Below are 18,547 nucleotides of genomic sequence, written 5' to 3'. Positions count from 1 at the left end.
CTCAAGTGGGCGTTCGAGTAGCGATCGATCAGTGGTTCAACTTTTAAACAATACCTAGACTGGCGATATGACGACCCGCTGGCTCACCCCCGCCGAGCAACGCGCCTGGCGCTCGTACATCGCCGCCGTCTCGCTCCTGGAGGACACGATCGACCGGCAGCTCCAGGCGGAGGCCGGCATGTCCCACCTTTACTACTCCATCCTGGCCATGCTGTCCGAGGCGCCGGAGCGGCGGCTGCGGATGACCGACCTCGCCGAGGTCCTGAAGATCACCCGCAGCAGGCTGACCTACGGCGTGACCCGGCTGGCGAACGACGGCCTGGTACGCCGGGAGGGCTGCCCCACGGACCGGCGCGGTCAGGTCGCGGTCCTCACGGACGAGGGTATGGCCGTCCTGGAGCGGGCGGCGCCCGGGCACGTGGAGCAGGTGCGCGCGGCACTCTTCGACCGGCTGACCCCGGAGCAGGTGGGGCAGTTGGAGGAGATCTGCGCAAGCGTCACCCGTGGCATCCAGGGCGGAGAGCCCGGGGTCCAGGGGGAAGATCTGCCGTGGCGGCGGCGTTCCTCCTGAGGGCGCACGGAGGGGGACCGGACGGACAGGGCGGACGGGGGACGGGAAGCCGGGTGAGCCCCGGTCGGCTCATCTCCCTCGAACGTGTTGCTTGAACTTTAAAGCATCAGGTACGGTCGCTTTCCGAGACTGTGCTTCAAATATGAAACACACGCCCTGGGAATCCCCTGCCACCGACCCGCTGGACCGGAGAGACAACATGCGCGACTTCCCCACCGCCACGGTGCGCACCCGCGTCGCCGTGCCCCTGCGCTTCGGCGACGGCTACTCGGTCGACGCGGAACTGGTCACCTTCCACGGACTGGCCGACGGCCGGGAACACCTCGCCGTGGTGCTCGGCGAGGCGGGCGCGAACCCGCTGGTGCGCCTGCACTCCGAGTGCCTGACCGGCGACGTCTTCGGCTCGGCCCGCTGCGACTGCGGCCCGCAGCTGCGCGAGGCGGTGGAGCGGATCGCGGAACGGGGCGGTGTGCTCCTGTACCTGCGCCAGGAGGGCCGCGGCATCGGCCTCTACAACAAGCTCGACGCGTACGCCCTCCAGGACCAGGGTCTCGACACCTACGCCGCCAACGCCGCCCTCGGCCTGCCCGAGGACGACCGCGACTACACGGCGGCCGCCCAGATGCTCCGGGCCCTCGGTGTCGGCTCCCTGGATCTGCTCTCCAACAACCCCGACAAGGCCGAGCAGCTCCGCGACCTCGGCATCGAGGTCTCCCACCGCGTCCCGACGGGCGTCTTCACCACGGCCCACAACGTGCGCTACCTCCGCGCCAAGGTCCTCCAGACCCAGCACACGCTCCCGCTGCCGGAGCTCACGGCCGGCTGAGCCCGGCTGCCCCCCCAACACACCGAAGCCCCGGGCCGGATGATTCCGGCCCGGGGCTCGTCGGTAGACCCTGTGGGACTCGAACCCACAACCAATGGATTAAAAGTCCACTGCTCTGCCAATTGAGCTAAGGGTCCACGCACCGGCCCGCATCCATCCCGCGCCGACGCATCCCCGAGCATAGCCGGACGAGGCCGGGACTCCGATCGGGTATCGGTCTCCCGGCCGCGCCGAGGGTGCGCACGGCCGGGTACCAACCGCGCACAACGCTACGGATCGACCGGTTCGGGCGCACCCTTGCGCGCCGCCTCACGGGCCCGGGTCCGGGCGTGGTCGGGGTTGAGGAACCAGTGGCGGGCCGAGGCCGTCCACCAGGCCGCGGCGGAACCGAGGACCACGAGGACGGCGACCGGGGCGTAGTTGAACGTCTCCCAGGTGACCGGGGAGACCTGCGGCAGCATGAACAGAACGGTGATGACGACCACCCAGACGACCGACACGACGCCGATCACGCGCGACCAGCGGCCCAGATGCCACGGCCCCCGTTCGAACGCCTCCCCCTTCCGCAGCCGCAGCAGCGTCGGGATGACGTACGCGATGTAGAGCCCGATCACGGCTATCGACGTCACGGCCGCGTACGCGGTCACGTTGATGAGGTAGGGCAGCCCCAGCACCAACGCCCCCAGCGCCGCCAGCCACACCGCCGCGACCGGTGTGCGCGTGCGCGGGCTCACGGTGTGCCACACCCGGGAGAACGGCAGCGCCCCGTCGCGCGAAAAGGCGTAGATCATGCGGCTGTTGGCGGTCACGGACGCCATCCCGCAGAACAACTGCGCGCCGATCACGACCAGCAGCAGGAGCTTGCCCGCGGTGGCTCCGAGCGCGTCGAGCAGGATCTGCGCCGGCGGCGCGCCGGTCGCCGAGCCCAGCTCCTTGTCGTACGACTGGATGGCGAAGGTGAAGCCGAGCAGGAGGACGAAGCCGGCGATCCACGACGTCCAGATCGACTGCACGATGCCCTTGGGGCCGGCCGTCGACGCGTCGTGCGTCTCCTCCGTCATGTGGGCGGAGGCGTCGTACCCGGTGAACGTGTACTGCGCCATCAGCAGGCCGACGAGGACGACGTACACACCGCTGCCCCAGCCGGTGTTGTTCACGAAGTGCGTGAAGACGAAGGACGCGGACTGGTGGTGGTCCGGTACGAGGGCGAGGGCGCCCACGATCACCGCGACGCCCAGGACGTGCCACCACACGCTGATGTCGTTGAGGAGGGCGACGATCCGGACTCCGAAGGTGTTGAGCAGTCCGTGCAGGACGAGGATGCCGGCGAAGAGCAGGATCGTCCGGCCCGGCGTGACCTCGAAATCGAACTGCAGGTTCAGGTAGGCGCCCAGGAAGGACGCCGCGCCGAAGTCGATGCCCGCGGTCACCGCGACCTGCCCGAGGACGTTGAACCATCCCGTGAACCAGGCCCAGGCCGCCGCGGAGCGCTCGGGGGCGAGCCGGTGCGCCCAGAAGTACAGCCCCGCGGACGTCGGATAGGCCGAACAGATCTCGGCCATCGACAGTCCGACGAACAACGTCATCAGTCCGACCGCGACCCATCCCCAGGTGATCACGGCGGGACCGCCGGTGTTCATGCCGAACAGATACAGCGTCAGGCAGCCCGAGAGCACCGAGATGATCGTGAACGAGACCGCGTAGTTGGAGAACGCCGACATGCGGCGGGCCAGAACCTGCGTATAGCCGAGCTGGGCAAGCCGTTCTTCGTCCGACAGCCCACTCGCCTTGGCGTCATCTGTCATGCCCCCAGCGATTCCCTTGCCGGGGGCATGACATGCGCCACAACGGTGAGCAAACTGGCTAGAAAAGGCCCCTGTAGCCCTGCCAGCCGCTCGCGATCTTCACGCGCGAGCCGAACGAGCCGGTCCCCGTCCCGGCGTTGCGGTAGACGTTCCCCGAGGTGTCGCGCTCGACGAGGTCGCTCTTCCCGTCGCCGGTGATGTCCCCGACCCCGACGATCGCGTTGTAGGACGCGCCCCAGCCGGAGAAGACCTTCACCCGGTCCTTCAGCAGGCCCGTCCCCGTGCCGTTGTAGCGGTACAGCGTCCCCGCCTTGTCACGGGCGAGCACGTCCCCGATCCCGTCGCCGTTGAGGTCCCCGGCACCGACGATCTTCGTGTAGCCCTTCCACGCCGTACGGATCCTCTTGCCCGGGGCGAGCGTTCCGTCGCTCTTCGCGGCGAACAGGTAGATGTCGCCGGTCGAGGCCTTCCGCGCCAGCAGATCGGACCGCCTGTCACCGGTCAGGTCGCCCGGCGAGGTCAGGACGTCGTAGGCGTTCCATCCGGTGCCGAGCGCCTTGTACGGCGTCGAGGGGGTCGGCGCCGTGCCGCACGCGGGCTTGTAGCCACGCAGGGACCCGTCGCTCATCCGCACCAGGACGTCGTTGCAGCGGTCGCCGCTCAGATCGCCGAACGACACCGCGACGGTCTTCGTCGACCAGCCGCTGCCGGTGACCTTCCCGGCGAACGCGCCCTTCCCGTCGCCCTGTTGGAAGGTCAGGCCGCCCGTAGAGTTCAGGGTGAGGAGGTCGGCGGTGCCGTCCGGAAGCCGTTCGGCGCCCACATGGTCGTGGCGCACCGGGCTGCCGCCGTGCAGCCGCACTGTGCCGCGCACCTGGAGGGGGCCACCGACACCGTCCGCGGGCGTGACGGAAAGGGTCCAGTCGTAGGAGCCGTCCGGCAGGAAGACGTCCCCCGTGAGCCCCGGATCATCGCCGTGCCAGCCGACACTCAGCTCACCTCGCGCAGCACCCCCGTCCAGACCGTCGCCGTAGACCTTGCCGGTGGCGCGGTTACGCACGTTCAGATCCCAGGTCGCGGCCGGCTTCGACAGCAGCACGGTGGTCAGCGTGTCCGGGATGGTGTCGATCTCGTGCGCCCCGACGGACGACGCGCTCCGCGCGGGCGCCAGCAACCGCAGCGGCTGCTGAGCCACCCCGGAGGGTACGAGGTGCACGCGCTCCTGGTCGTCCACGTACGCCGCGTTCGCGCCGGACTCGTCGACCGTCCAGCGCACGTCCCGCTGTGAGACCCCGGTGTCGGGCAGATCGCCGACGATCCGGCTCTCGGCGCTGCCACCCGCGACCGCCGTCAGCGTCAGCTTCCCGGCCCGCTTGTCGTGCGTGACGACGTACCCGTCGCCGAGCTTCGCCTCTCCGGCGGGCACGGCCACGGACTTCTTCGCCGTACGGTCGAAGACGCCGGCCCTGCCGCCACAGGTCCAGTAGATCCACCGGCCGAGGGCCTGGAGCTCGGTGGGCATGCAGCCCGCGTCCGTGGTCAGGGTCTCGGTGGTCTTCTTCGCGGTCAGGTCGTACGCCGTGACGGTGCCGGGCGTCGCTCCCGTCGTCCAGAGCACGTCGCCGGAGAGGGCGGCGGCTCCCGGGGTACGGGTGAGCGCCGGAGTTCCGTCGTTGCCGATCGCGTACACGTACTGCTTGTCGGCGGCCGTGTAGAGGACGTACCGGCCCGAGACTTCCGTGACCCGGCCGCCCGCGGGCACGCTCCGCTGCCACAGCCCCGCTGTCGTCGGGCCGTTCACCCGAAGCAGCTCGGAGGTGTCCGACCCGTGCTCCAGCCAGACGATCCGGCCGTCAGCCGTGCCGTGCAGCGGGGCACAGGCCGCGCTGTCGGTCGCGCAGGAGCCGATCACCACGTCGGACGTGAGGCGCGGGGTGAAGTCGACACGCTCGCCGTACTCGGGGCTTCCGGTCACGGCGACGCTCCGCACGTAGTCGTCACGCGTTCCGTTCCTGCTGGTGTCCGTGACGACGAGACGGCCCTGGTCGAGGGAGATCCCCTGGACCGGGACGGCCGGCTTGGGCAGCGGCTTGACCTGGGTGACGACCGGGGCGCCGTCGGGGCCGGGGGCGATGCGCTGGATGCCCCAGTCGTCGGCACCGGTGCGGCCGATCTTCACGGCGGTGCCCCCCGGACCGCTCACCATCCCGTAGGCCGAGGACGGCATCAAGGTCACCGCCGCACCGCCGCCGATCGGCTGCGCGACCACCTGGTTGACGCCGTTGACCAGCCAGTCGCCGACGACGGCCAGGTCGTGGTTGGAGTTCACCTGGTCACCGACGTTCCGCAGGACGACCTCGGCCGGTGCCGCCGACAGGTCGGCGCGGGGGAACACCAGCACCTTGGCCTTGTCGTAGGCGGCGACGACGACATGGTCCGGCGAGATCCACACCTTGCTGTACGCGATGGAGAGCGGACCACTCCAGCTCTGCACCTGCCCGCTCTCCCGGTCGACGGCGACCAGGCGCGCCTCGCCGTCCAGCGTCGCGCGCAGGAAGACACTCTTGGCGTCCGCGCCGGCCGGCAGCCCGAACTTGAGACCAGCGGGTCCACCGCCGACGGTCACGTCTCGGGTGCTGCCGTCCGCCCCCGGGGTCAGCAGGTGAATGATCCGGGTGCTCGTGCCGTCCTCGGCGGTCCCGTTGCGAGAACCGACGACCAGGTTGTCGTAGGGATTCAAGAACCCGGTGCCCGCAGGCATCTGGAGGCGCTGGGTCGTGCCGTCCGCCGCGTTCCACAGCTCGACCAGGCCGTCGGGGTACTTGTAGGCCAGGACGTCACTACCGGTGGGTATGGCGGACGCCCCCGACCGGACCGGGACGGGTACCGACTCACCGTCCGCGTAGCGCGTCCACAGCGACGGCTCGCTGCCCTCCACACGGTGGAAGACGCCCTGTGCCCCGGCGCTGTCGTGGCCGTTCGCGCTCGAGGAGTTGAGGAAGGCGGCCGAGGTGTAGGTGTTCCGCAACTGGGCCGGAACCACCGTTTCCTGTGCCACGGGCAGCGCGGACGCCGGCGTCGGCAGCAGCGGGACCAGCCCGCCCGCGAGGGCCGCGGCGGTGGCGACAGCGATACGTCTCCGTCGAGCGCGTTGGACGAAGGCATGACGAACCAAAGGGATCCCCTCCCGGAGCGGTGCGGAGAGGCGACTACCGTCCCGGGCGTCGGCCTGGCCCCCAGCCGTCGCATCCCCCACACACAAGTCGGCCGATCATACAGAGAGTTCACAGGGGAGCAGAGAGCGTTTACCGCGCCTGCCCTCGCGGACAGCGATGTGGCCCCCACCCGGAACCCGGGTGGGGGCCACATCACTTGGCTATGTCAGCGGCGGTCAGCCGTTGCGCTTCCAGCGCGGCTTCTCGTCGCGGCGGAAGGAACCGCCGCCGGTGCCCGGGCCGGTGCCGGTGCCGCGGTGGTCGTCGCGGCGGCCGTACGGACGGTCGTGGCCACCGGAGCGGAAGCCGCCGCCCGCGGGACGGTCGCCCTGACGGTCGCGGTTGAAGGGACGGTCGCTGCCACGGTGGCCGCCACGGTCGTCACGGCGCTCGAAGGAACGGCCGGTGGTGCCACGGTCGTTGTCGCGGCGGAAGCCACCACGGTCGCCGTCACGGCGGTCGTCCCGGCGGAAGCCGCCACGGTCGTTGTCCCGACGCTCGGGGGAACGGCCGCCACGGTCGTCGCGGTTGAAGCCGCCGCCACGGTTGTCGTCCCGGCGGAAGCCACCACGGTTGTCGTCACGACGCTCGAAAGAACGGCCTCCACGGTCATCGCGGTTGAAGCCGCCGCCACGGTTGTCGTCACGACGCTCGAAGGAGCGGCCGCCACGGTCGTCCCTGCGGTCGTTGTCGCGGCGGAAGCCACCACGGTCGCCGTCACGGCGGTCGTCACGACGGGGGCCACGGTCGTCGCGGTTGAAGCCGCCACGGTCGTTGTCACGGCGGAAGCCACCACGGTCGTTGTCACGACGCTCGTAGTTGCCCCGCTCGTCACGGCGCGGACGCGACTGCTCGTAGGACGGACGCTCCGCGGGCTGCTCGGACACGGCGGCGGGCACCTCGGCGGGAGCCTCGGCCGCGGCCTGCTCGATCACGGCCTCCGCGGCGGCGGCGACCGCGGTCTCCGGGTCCTCACCCCGCTCACGCGCGGCACGGGCGACCAGACGGTCGGCCTCACCGCGCAGCTCGGCGGCGCGACGCTGCGCGCGCTCCAGCTCCTTGGTGAGCTGCGTGACCTCGCGCTCGGCCTGCTGGGCGGCGTCGCCCGCGGACTGCGCCTGGACCTCGGTCATCGAGCGGGCACCGGTGATCTCGGCGACCTCGGGCTCGAAGGCCGTACCGGAGTTGATGATGTGACGCGCGGCGTCGACGCCCGCGTCCTCCATCAGCCGGAAGATCTGGCGGCGCTGGTGCGGCAGCGACAGCGACACGACGGTGCCGGAGCGACCCGCGCGAGCGGTACGGCCGGAGCGGTGCAGGTAGTCCTTGTGGTCACCGGCCGGGTCCACGTTCAGGACCAGGTCGATGCCGTCGACGTGGATACCGCGGGCGGCGACGTCGGTCGCGACGAGCGCGTTGACGTAACCGTCCTTGAAGTCGGCCAGCGTCCGGGTGCGGGCGCCCTGCGTCATGCCGCCGTGCAGCGCGTCGGCCTTCACACCGGCGTCGCGCAGCTGCTCGGCGATGCGGTCGGCGCCCAGCTGGGTGCGGACGAAGATGATCGTGCGGCCCTTGCGGGAGGCGATCGCGGCGGTGACCGGCGCCTTGTCCTTGGGCTTCACGATGAGGATGTGGTGCGACATGGTCGTGACGTTGCCCTGGGCGCTGTCGACCTCGTGCGTGACCGGGTTGGTCAGGTAGCGCTTGACCAGCGTGGAGATCTCGTTCTCCATCGTGGCGGAGAAGAGCATCCGCTGGCCGCCGGCCGGGATCTGGTCGAGCAGCTCGGTGACCTCGGGCAGGAAGCCCAGGTCCGACATCTGGTCGGCCTCGTCGAGGACGGCGATCTGGGTGTTCTCCAGCGAGCAGGCACCACGGTTGATGATGTCGCGCAGTCGGCCCGGGGTGGCGACGAGGACGTCGACGCCGCGCTCCAGGGCGTAGATCTGGTTGCCCATCGACGTACCGCCGCAGACGACCTTCATCTTCAGGCCGAGGACGTCGCCGTAGGGCTGCAGCGCGTCGGCGACCTGCATGGCCAGCTCACGGGTCGGCGTGAGGATGACGGCGCGCGGCTTCTTCTTCTCGGTGTGACCGCCGGCGAGCTGCGCCAGGGTCGGCAGACCGAAGGAGAGGGTCTTGCCGGAGCCGGTGCGGCCACGGCCGAGGATGTCCTTGCCGGCCAGGGCGTCCGGGATGGTCGCGGCCTGGATCGGGAACGGGCTGGTCACGCCGTTCTGAGCGAGCTTGCGGACGACGCCCTCGGGAAGACCGAGGGTCGCGAAGGTGATCTCGGGGGCGGACTCGGTGGCCTCGACAGCCTCGGTGGTCTCGACGGAGGCCTCGACAGCGGCCTCGACGCCCTCGATGTTGTCGCCCTCGTTGTTCTCGGGCACGACGACGTGATCAGTACTGGAAACAGACATGCGAAATGCGAACCTTCCGGAGTTCTACGGCACGCGCCCAAACTCCGTGAAGTCGCAATCGACCGCCTCTATGCGGTCCGGCCACGGCAAGGGAGAGTACGCGCCACGCGGCGCTCTCTGCGTTGGCGCCGGGCAAATGGGATCAAACGATCTACTACCATACGCACCCTTCGACCTTGAAGGCAAACTGACCTCAAAAAGCCAGGTCAGGCGCGTACGGGAAGAGGAACGCCCCCGCCCCCCGAACGTATTCCCCGCCCTCCTCCCCTTCTTCCGCTCCTCGCTCTCCGCCCCCTCCCTCCGCCTCTCACCGCCCCCCTCCTGCCCTCCCCGTGCTCGCCCTGCTCCCCGTGCTCCCGGTCCTCGTCACCACCGGCGGTGCCGGACCGGCGCCCCGGCCCGCGGCGCCGGCACCCGGTTCAGCATCTGGGTGCCCTGCTCGTGCGCGGACGACGACGGCTCCGCCGTACTCGGCTCGGGGGACGGCGACGAGGGCGGCGGGGGAGGCGGGGGCGGGGGTGTCGGATCGGACGTCGCACGAGTGGGACTCGGCACACCGCCGGACGGACCGGGCCGGTCCGTCCGCCCCTTCCCGTCCCCCTTCCCGCTCGCCCCGCCGGACGGCTTCGCCGTGCCCGACGCCGACGCCGACGCGGACGCCTCGCCGGACCGTGACTCCCCGGGCCGGCCCGGGGCACCCCCCTTCGCCCCCGTCCCCCCGTGGAACCCGCCGCCGCCCCCGCCGCCCGCGGATCCCCCGTCCGGTGCCCCGCCTCCGCGGTGCCCCGCCGAGTGCGCGGGCTCGGGGCGGCCCGCGTCGTCACCCACACTCATGCAGCCGGCGGCGGCCGCTACGACGATGACCGTGGCGGCCAGACGGACGGGTACGTACAAGGCGCGCACGGGCAGCCACCTCCGGTTGGGGTCTCCCCTGCTCGATCGCTGCCGAGAGCCCGGGGAAGTTCGGGCAGTCCCCCTGCCCAACTCCCGCCGCCCGCAGGAGGACACGCGCCAAGACGCCCCGCCGCCGGACGACTCACCCGTATCCGAGCGCGTGCAACCGGTCGTCGTCGATCCCGAAGTGATGAGCGATCTCGTGCACCACGGTCACCTCGGTCTCCGCGATCACGTCCTCCCGGGTCGCGCACATCCGCAGCGTCGGCCCCCGGTAGATCGTGATCCGGTCCGGCAGCACCCCCGCGTACCACTCACCGCGATCGGTCAGCGGAGTCCCCTCGTAGAGCCCGAGCAGCCCCGGGTCGGACGGGTCGGGCTCGTCCTCGACGAACACCGCCACGTTGTCCATCAGCCGTGTCAGCTCCGGCGGAATCCGGTCCAGCGACTCGGCGACCAGTTCCTCGAACTCCTCGCGCGTCATCTCCAGCACACGGCCATTGTCCGGCACGACCGCCCCACACGAGAGTCGACGGCGGCCCCGCACGGAACACGGGAGTCACCGAGTCCTCCGGGGGCGGAAGCCGCCGCGCCCTCCCGGTCGGGGACCGCCCGCCCACGCCGCACCGCATACCCGCCCGCACCCTTGGGCATACGGGACCAATGGTCCGCGTCCCCGCTGCCGTAACCGTCCCCGCGACCGCCCTGGCCCGCCGTTGCCGCACCTTCGGCAGCCGCGTCCGCCGCACTCCGCACACCCCTCGCACCCGTCCCGTGGCCCAGGAACTCGTGCAGCAACCGTCCCCGTACGCCAGGGCGCTCGGCCTGATGGCCGTCGTCCTGCTCGGCGCCTGGCTGGGCCTGCTCATCGTGGGCAACGTGCGTGCCCCGGTCGGCCCGATGAACACCACGATGACCCTGCGCCCGTCGGTGACCGGCGGCACGAAGATAAACGTCTCCCCGCTGGGCGCCCTCGAACTCGACAGTCATGTCGCCCCCGTCCGGCTCGACGTCAACGTCGACCAGCTCGACCCGGTCCGCGCACAGGCCCTGGTCGACCACCCGGAGCGCCTCTCGGGCCTCCAGGACGAGGTCGCGCACGACGTCGAGCACGGCACGCTCGACCTGGCCGTACGGTCCTGCGTCGCGGTCGTCTCCGGGGCCACGGCACTCGGCCTCGCGGTCTACCGCCGACCACGCCGCGCCCTGGCCGCCGGCGGTCTGGCCCTCACCCTCCTCGCCGCCTCCGGCGCGACGGCCTTCGCCACCTGGAACCCGGACTCCGTCCTGGAACCGAAGTTCTCGGGCCTGCTCTCCTCCGCCCCCTCCCTCGTCGGCAACGCCCGCAGCATCGTCAGCGAATTCGACGTCTACCAGAAGGAACTGGCGCGCCTGGTGACGAACGTGACGAAGCTGTACGACGTCACCTCCACGCTCCCGACCTACGAGCCGGACCCCAGCACGATCCGGGTCCTGCACGTGTCCGACATCCATCTCAACCCGGCGAGCTGGAAGATCATCGCGTCGCTGGTGAAGCAGTACGACATCAACGTGATCGTCGACTCCGGCGACACCATGGACCACGGCACCGCGGCCGAGAACGGCTTCCTGGACCCGATCGCGGACCTGGGCGCGCCGTACGTCTGGGTCAGGGGCAACCACGACAGCCATCTCACCCAGCGCTATCTGGAGCACCTGAAGAACGCGCACGTCCTGGACGACGGCCGCGCGCTCACGGTCGCGGGCCTGCGCTTCGCGGGCATCGGCGACCCGCAGTTCACCCCCGACCGCTCGGTCGCGCCCGGCGGCGGCGCGGCGGAGGAACTGGCCGGCGCCCGCCTCGCCTCCTCCCTGCGCGACCAGCGCGCCGCGGGCACGCCCGTCGACATCGCCATCGCCCACGAACCCTCGGCGGCCCGGCTGACGGACGGCGAGGTGCCCCTGGTCCTGGCCGGCCACCTGCACCACGAACAGACGGAGGTCATGAAGTACGGAACCCGCCTGCGGGTCGAGGGCTCGACGGGCGGCAGCGGCCTGCGCGCGATCGAGGGCACCTACCCGGACCCCATCGAGGCCTCGGTCCTCTACGTCGACCGTGACACCCGCCGCCTCCAGGCCTGGGACGAGATCAAACTGGGCGGCCTCGGACTCACCACGGCGGAGGTCAGCCGCCACCTCCCGAAGGAGAACCACCCGGGCGCCCCCCAATCGCCCTCTCCCACCGCTCCCCCCTCTCCCCCCTCTCCCATTTCCGCGACCCCCGCCACCCCTTCCTCCAGCCCCTCCGACAGCGCCCCGTAAACCGTTTTGGCGATACCTCCCGCCATCCCATATGCTTCTCACGTCCCCGACGCGCTGAGGAAGCGCCCAGGCGGGCCGATAGCCCTCATCGTCTAGCGGCCTAGGACGCCGCCCTTTCAAGGCGGTAGCACGGGTTCGAATCCCGTTGGGGGCACGCAACACCGTGTGCGACACTGTTCACGCGTCGCACACAACAGCTTGGTCCTGTGGAGCAGTTTGGAGTGCTCGCCACCCTGTCAAGGTGGAGGCCGCGGGTTCAAATCCCGTCAGGACCGCTGAGGTTTCTCCGGAAATCTCGTGGCTGGGTAGCTCAGTTGGTACGAGCGATCGCCTGAAAAGCGATAGGTCGCCGGTTCGACCCCGGCCCCAGCCACCACATGAAGGGCCCCGTCCGACGGACGGGGCCCTTCATCGTATGGTTCACCCCTGAACTTGGCATGCACCGTGCAGGACACGGTGTCCTGGGGATGGGGAACCCATGGTGTTACTCAAGGGCGAGCCGAAGGCGCAGACCGCGGCCAGGCGGCAGGCGCCGGTGCGCGAACTCGACCTGGAGCGGTATCGCGCCCGATACGGACTGCAGGCGGTCCTCCTGAGCAATCTGGCGATCGCCGGCGTGGCGATCTTCGGAGTCTGGCGCCTGGACGGTGACAAGTCCGTCATCATCGGCGTCCTCACCGCGGCCTTCACCGCCGTCAGCACCATGACCACGGCCTATCTGGGCATCAAAGCCGTCTCCAACACCGCCCAGGCGATGGCCCAGTCGGACCCCTCCCGCCGAGACGCGACCCCTCCCACACCACCCCCCAAGAATCCGTAACGGCCCCACGCACCCACAGCCGCCGACACACCGAAGGCCCCGCACCCGCACGTCGCGCCTCGGCAGCCGCGGGTCGTGCCGCCGCCGACGACGCGCGGAAGGGGCCGTGCCGGTGTGTCGCAAGGCCGTCGCTTACGTTCGGATCGAGCAGCGGCTCGCACACCCGTCCCACGCCTGATCCAGCGGCGACGGCCTCGACACACCGGCACGGCCCCGACCCACCCACCGACCAGCGCCGGCACCGGCACCGGCACCCGACCGGCACAAGCCGCCACCGCCACTGCCACCGCACCCGGGAACCACACCTCACACCCCCGCCGAAGGCACCCCCGCCCAAAACCGTTCGCCAGGAATTTCGGCGAGGTGAGATCCTGGACCGCGTATGTCTACGCATCCTGCCCCCGCCCTCGGCGATCTCGCCCCCCGCCTGGCCGAGCTGTCCCTGCGCGACGCGCACCGGCTCGGCCGCAGGCTCGAGGGCGCGCGCCGGATCCGCAAGCCCGAGGCCCGGACCGCCGTGCTCGCCGAGATCGAGGCGGAGGTCACCAAGGCCGAGGCCCGCATGGCCGAGCGCCGCGCCCGCGTGCCCGCCGTCACGTACCCCGAGCAGCTCCCGGTCAGCCAGAAGAAATCGGACATCGCCGACGCCATACGCGACCACCAGGTCGTGATCGTCGCCGGTGAGACCGGCTCCGGCAAGACCACCCAGATCCCCAAGATCTGCCTCGAACTCGGCCGCGGCGTCCGCGGCATGATCGGCCACACCCAGCCCCGCCGCATCGCCGCCCGCACGGTGGCGGAACGCGTCGCCGACGAGCTGGACACCCCGCTGGGCGAGGCCGTCGGCTGGAAGGTCCGCTTCACCGACCAGGTCAACCCGGACGGCACCTTCGTCAAGCTCATGACGGACGGCATCCTGCTCGCCGAGATCCAGACCGACCGCGAGCTGCGCGCCTACGACACGATCATCATCGACGAGGCCCACGAACGGTCCCTCAACATCGACTTCCTGCTGGGCTACCTCGCCCAGCTGCTCCCCAAGCGCCCGGACCTCAAGGTCGTCATCACCTCCGCGACCATCGACCCCGAACGCTTCTCCCGGCACTTCGGCGACGCCCCGATCGTCGAGGTCAGCGGCCGTACCTACCCCGTGGAGGTCCGCTACCGCCCGCTCCTGGAGGAGGACGGCGACGACGCGGACCGCGACCAGATCACCGCGATCACCGACGCCGTGGAGGAGCTGCAGGCCGAGGGCAAGGGCGACATCCTCGTCTTCCTCTCCGGCGAGCGCGAGATCCGCGACACGGCGGACGCGCTCACGAAGAAGAACTACCGCTTCACCGAGGTCCTCCCCCTCTACGCCCGCCTCTCGCACGCCGAGCAGCACCGCGTCTTCCAGCCCCACACCGGCCGCAGGATCGTGCTGGCGACGAACGTCGCGGAGACCTCGCTCACCGTCCCGGGCATCAAGTACGTCATCGACCCGGGCACCGCCCGCATCTCCCGCTACAGCCACCGCACGAAGGTCCAGCGTCTCCCGATCGAACCCGTCTCCCAGGCCAGCGCCAACCAGCGCAAGGGCCGCTGCGGCCGTACGTCCGACGGCATCTGCATCCGTCTGTACTCCGAGGACGACTTCGTCTCCCGCCCGGAGTTCACGGACGCGGAGATCCTCCGTACGAACCTGGCGAGCGTCATCCTCCAGATGACCGCCGCCGGCCTCGGCGACATCGAGAAGTTCCCCTTCATCGACCCGCCGGACCACCGCAACATCCGGGACGGCGTGCAGCTCCTCCAGGAGCTGAACGCGTTGGACCCGACGGAGAAGGACGTACGCAAGCGCCTGACCGAGACGGGCCGCAAGCTCGCCCAGCTCCCCGTGGACCCGCGGCTGGCCCGAATGGTGCTGGAGGCCGACAAGAACGGCTGTGCGCGCGAGGTGATGGTGATCGCCGCGGCGCTGTCCATCCAGGACCCGCGCGAGCGCCCCTCCGACAAGCAGACGCAGGCCGACCAGCAGCACGCCCGCTTCAGGGACGAGACCAGCGACTTCCTCGCCTTCCTGAACCTGTGGCGGTACGTCCGCGAGCAGCAGAAGGAGCGGGGCTCCTCCGCCTTCCGCCGCATGTGCAAACAGGAGTTCCTGAACTTCCTGCGCATCCGCGAGTGGCAGGACATCTACACCCAGCTGCGCACGGTGGCGAAGCAGATGGGCATCCACCTGAACGAGGAGGACGCGGCCGACCAGAGCGTCCATGTCTCGCTCCTGGCCGGCCTGCTCTCCCACGTCGGCATGAAGGACGTGAAGGAGACCGGCGGCGAGAGCGGGCGCGCCACCGGCAAGAACGAGTACCTGGGCGCCCGCAACGCCAAGTTCGCGATCTTCCCCGGTTCGGCGCTCTTCAAGAAACCCCCGCGCTTCGTGATGTCGGCCGAGCTGGTGGAGACCTCCCGCCTCTGGGCGCGGGTCAACGCGAAGATCGAGCCGGAGTGGGTCGAGCCCCTCGCCGGGCACCTCCTCAAGCGGACGTACAGCGAACCGCACTGGGAGAAGGACCAGGCCGCCGTCATGGCGTACGAGAAGGTCACTCTCTACGGCGTGCCGATCGTCGCCCAGCGGAAGGTCAACTACGGGCGCATCGACCCCGAGGCGTCCCGCGAACTCTTCATCCGCAACGCCCTCGTGGAGGGCGACTGGCGCACGCACCACAAGTTCTTCGCCGACAACCGCAGGCTGCTCACCGAGGTGGAGGAGCTGGAGCACCGCGCCCGGCGCCGGGACATCCTGGTCGACGACGAGACCCTCTTCGACTTCTACGACCAGCGCGTGCCGGAACACGTCGTGTCCGGAGCGCACTTCGACTCCTGGTGGAAGCACAAGCGCCACGACGAGCCCGAGCTTCTCGACTTCGAGCGTTCGATGCTCATCAACGAGAAGGCGGGGGCCGTCACCAAGGACGACTACCCCGACTCCTGGCGTCAGGGGCGTCTCAAGTTCCGGGTGACGTACCAGTTCGAGCCGGGCGCGGACGCCGACGGCGTGACGGTGCACATCCCGCTCCAGGTCCTGAACCAGGTGACGGACGAGGGCTTCGACTGGCAGATCCCGGGTCTGCGGGAGGACGTCGTGACGGAGCTGATCCGCTCCCTCCCCAAGCCCATCCGCCGCAACTACGTGCCCGCCCCGAACGTCGCGCGGGCCTTCCTCGACCGTGCGGTCCCCCTCCAGGAGCCGCTGACGACGACGATGGCCCGCGAGCTGAAGCGCATGGTCGGTGTCACGCTCACCGCCGACGACTTCGACTGGTCCCGGGTCCCCGACCACCTGAAGATCACCTTCCGGATCGTCGACGAGCGGCGCCGCAAGCTCGCCGAGGACAAGGACCTCCAGGCGCTGCAGCTCCAGCTGAAGCCGAAGGCCCGCAAGGCGATCTCGCAGGCCGCGGCGGCGACGGCGGAGCGCGAGGGCGGCGAGTCCCTGGAGCGCACGGGCCTCACGGACTGGACGATCGGCTCGCTGGCGCGCGTCTTCGAGACGCGCCGGGCGGGCCAGCCGGTCAAGGCCTACCCGGCCCTGGTGGACGACGGCGACACGGTCTCCGTACGCCTCTTCGACACCGAGGCCGAGCAGGCGCAGGCCATGTGGAAGGGCACCCGGCGGCTGATCCTGCGCAACATCCCGGTGAACCCGGGCAAGTTCGCCTCGGACAAGCTGACGAACGCCCAGAAGCTCGCTCTGTCCGCCAATCCGCACGGCACCGTGCAGGCCCTCTTCGACGACTGCGCGACGGCCGCGGCGGACAAGCTGATCGGCGACTTCGGGGGCCCGGCGTGGGACGAGGAGTCGTACCGCAAGCTCTACGACAGGGTGCGCGCAGAGATCGTCGACACGACGGTCCGTACGGTCGGACAGGTGCAGCAGGTGCTGGCCGCCTGGCAGGCCTGTGAGCGCCGCCTGAAGGACGTCAGGAGCCCCGTGCTGCTGGCGAACCTCGCGGACGTGCGGGGGCAGCTCGACGCCCTCGTGAAGCCCGGCTTCGTCACGGCGACCGGTCTGCGCCGGCTGGCCGACCTCATGCGTTATCTGGTGGCCGCCGACCGCCGGCTGCAGCAGATGCCGACCAGCGTCCAGCGGGACACCACCCGGATGGAGAAGGTCCACGAGATGCAGGACGAGTACGCCTGGCTCCTGGAGCAGATGCCGCAGGGCCGTCCGGTACCGCAGCAGGTCCTGGACATCCGCTGGATGATCGAGGAGCTCCGGGTCAGCTATTTCGCCCACGCGCTCGGCACGGCGTACCCCGTCTCCGACAAGCGCATCGTGAAGGCGATCGACGCCGCGGCACCGTAACGACGCCCGTACGGTGGGTGAGTTCGACCCTGGGCTCACCCTCCTGTACAGTCTCTTTTCGCAGCACAGCGCACGACGGTGACTGCGAAACCTGGTCCTGTGGAGCAGTTTGGAGTGCTCGCCACCCTGTCAAGGTGGAGGCCGCGGGTTCAAATCCCGTCAGGACCGCAGTAGATACGAGAGCCCGGGTCTTCGGACCCGGGCTCTCGTGCGTCCGGCATCCTCCCGCACCCCGCGCTACCGGCCGACCCGCGTCTCCGCTCCCACCCCGTCCCGCCCGCGGGCTTCCGCGTCTTGACGGCGCCACATTCCCCGGGTACCCCAGAAACCAGGGCTCTCGACCCCCTGGAGGTGGCCCATGGCGGCATCGGCCCGGCACGAGACGCGCGCCCTGCTCCGCGCCCATCTGTCGGCCGCTTCCGGCTACCGCCATCTGACCCGGCACTGCCCGATCTGCCACCAGCTCCTGAGGCTGGCCATGGAACCCGCTCCGTACGGCGAGGAGGACGAGACGGCGGCCGAGGACGAGAGCCCCTCCAAGGCCTGAGCCGGCGCGCCGGGAATACGGCCCCCCTCCCAACTCCTTTAGCGCAGAGGAGTCGTGAGCGACAAGGACTCTGGCATGTGACGGGTGTCACCGCATAAGTTTTCAGAACAGCGAAACTTACACCCCACCTACAACTAGTCAATTTAATATGTGCAATTGCACCGCCCACCGAGGACCGCCACAGGAGATCCGACAGCCCTCCCCAGACTCCCCCAAGGCCGCTCACGGACCCTCCGGACCGCCCACCCCCGCGGCAGCCCGGCGCACGGACGGAGCGTCAAGGGGGCGCGCCCGGGGCGCCGACAGAGCGCCGGCGGGCCTGCCAGGACCCGGCCGGGGCACAAAAAAATCGCGCTGGACCCGGCGGAGTCCAGCGCGATCGACGACGCACCCTTGTCATTGGTGGAACTGGGTCGGGCGTGAGCCCTGTTGGGGCAGGACCCGCGTCGCTTGAAGCTGTGGTTCGGACGTTCCGGCGGATTGGGGGAGCTGCCGAATTGTCCGTTTATGTAATTGTTCAGGCCTCGCTGCGCTGCTGCGGGATGCCCGCGAGCAGTGCACGGACCTCCGCTTCGCGGTAGCGGCGGTGCCCGCCGAGCGTGCGGATGGACGTAAGTTTGCCGGCCTTCGCCCACCGTGTGACCGTCTTGGGGTCGACGCGGAACATGGTGGCGACCTCAGCCGGGGTCAGCAGCGGCTCGGCATCAGGGGTGCGAGCGGTCATGAGCGGCCTCCTCGGGAGAACCGAACCTTCTCGGTTCTTTCCTCTAAATTCTGCACCTTGACCCGCG

Annotated in this window: 11 protein-coding genes and 5 tRNA genes; 10 read left to right on the top strand and 6 right to left on the bottom strand. The window is 70.2% G+C overall.

All coding sequences use genetic code 11. The annotated features are described in order from the left end of the window. The first annotated feature begins 67 nt into the window (after window positions 1–67). Complete coding sequence (locus tag OG199_RS22540; protein ID WP_356809645.1) at window positions 68–571, top strand: MarR family transcriptional regulator; 504 nt, start codon at window positions 68–70, stop codon at window positions 569–571. Window positions 572–770: 199 nt separating this feature from the next. Further along, window positions 771–1,397 (top strand): GTP cyclohydrolase II, encoded by a 627-nt coding sequence (ribA, locus tag OG199_RS22535; protein WP_356809646.1) that lies wholly within the window; start codon window positions 771–773, stop codon window positions 1,395–1,397. 64 nt (window positions 1,398–1,461) lie between these two features. Here ribA and OG199_RS22530 read toward each other — a convergent pair. The 5 genes from OG199_RS22530 to OG199_RS22510 form a co-directional block, all read right to left on the bottom strand. Then, window positions 1,462–1,534, bottom strand: a tRNA-Lys gene (locus tag OG199_RS22530). 132 nt (window positions 1,535–1,666) lie between these two features. Beyond that, window positions 1,667–3,202, bottom strand: a complete 1,536-nt coding sequence (locus tag OG199_RS22525) for an amino acid permease (protein WP_402182078.1) — start codon at window positions 3,200–3,202, stop codon at window positions 1,667–1,669. 58 nt (window positions 3,203–3,260) lie between these two features. Beyond that, a complete protein-coding gene (locus OG199_RS22520; RefSeq protein WP_405830973.1) occupies window positions 3,261–6,377 on the bottom strand; it encodes an FG-GAP repeat domain-containing protein in 3,117 nt (1,038 codons plus the stop codon). A gap of 216 nt (window positions 6,378–6,593) precedes the next feature. After that, window positions 6,594–8,843 (bottom strand): DEAD/DEAH box helicase, encoded by a 2,250-nt coding sequence (locus OG199_RS22515; RefSeq protein ID WP_405830971.1) that lies wholly within the window; start codon window positions 8,841–8,843, stop codon window positions 6,594–6,596. 1,036 nt (window positions 8,844–9,879) lie between these two features. Next, window positions 9,880–10,230, bottom strand: coding sequence for a metallopeptidase family protein (locus OG199_RS22510; protein WP_266700132.1), 351 nt, complete (start codon window positions 10,228–10,230; stop codon window positions 9,880–9,882). Window positions 10,231–10,400: 170 nt separating this feature from the next. On the opposite strand from OG199_RS22510, the gene OG199_RS22505 reads away from it, so the two are divergent. From OG199_RS22505 to OG199_RS22470, 8 genes are all read left to right on the top strand, one after another. Next, window positions 10,401–12,038, top strand: a complete 1,638-nt coding sequence (locus OG199_RS22505; protein ID WP_405830968.1) for a metallophosphoesterase — start codon at window positions 10,401–10,403, stop codon at window positions 12,036–12,038. Between the two features lie 81 nt (window positions 12,039–12,119). Next, window positions 12,120–12,192, top strand: a tRNA-Glu gene (locus OG199_RS22500). A gap of 46 nt (window positions 12,193–12,238) precedes the next feature. Further along, a tRNA-Asp gene (locus OG199_RS22495) sits at window positions 12,239–12,313 on the top strand. Between the two features lie 24 nt (window positions 12,314–12,337). Next, window positions 12,338–12,414: transfer RNA gene (locus tag OG199_RS22490), tRNA-Phe, on the top strand. Between the two features lie 102 nt (window positions 12,415–12,516). Beyond that, on the top strand, window positions 12,517–12,858 hold the full coding sequence (locus OG199_RS22485) for a hypothetical protein (RefSeq protein ID WP_356809193.1): 342 nt from the start codon (window positions 12,517–12,519) through the stop codon (window positions 12,856–12,858). Between the two features lie 382 nt (window positions 12,859–13,240). Next, on the top strand, window positions 13,241–17,209 hold the full coding sequence (hrpA, locus tag OG199_RS22480) for an ATP-dependent RNA helicase HrpA (protein WP_405830966.1): 3,969 nt from the start codon (window positions 13,241–13,243) through the stop codon (window positions 17,207–17,209). 93 nt (window positions 17,210–17,302) lie between these two features. Beyond that, a tRNA-Asp gene (locus OG199_RS22475) sits at window positions 17,303–17,377 on the top strand. Window positions 17,378–17,567: 190 nt separating this feature from the next. Continuing rightward, a complete protein-coding gene (locus OG199_RS22470) occupies window positions 17,568–17,756 on the top strand; it encodes a DUF6274 family protein (RefSeq protein ID WP_356809683.1) in 189 nt (62 codons plus the stop codon). Window positions 17,757–18,273: 517 nt separating this feature from the next. Here the strand turns inward: OG199_RS22470 and bldC are convergent. Next, window positions 18,274–18,480 carry a developmental transcriptional regulator BldC gene (gene bldC / locus OG199_RS22465; RefSeq protein ID WP_003949541.1) on the bottom strand — a complete coding sequence of 69 codons (207 nt, stop codon included), beginning with the start codon at window positions 18,478–18,480 and terminating at the stop codon, window positions 18,274–18,276. Window positions 18,481–18,547 lie beyond the last annotated feature (67 nt).

This window comes from Streptomyces sp. NBC_01176 (assembly GCF_045039825.1).
Taxonomy (GTDB): Bacteria; Actinomycetota; Actinomycetes; order Streptomycetales; family Streptomycetaceae; genus Streptomyces.
This window is presented reverse-complemented; position numbering and strand designations above follow the sequence as displayed.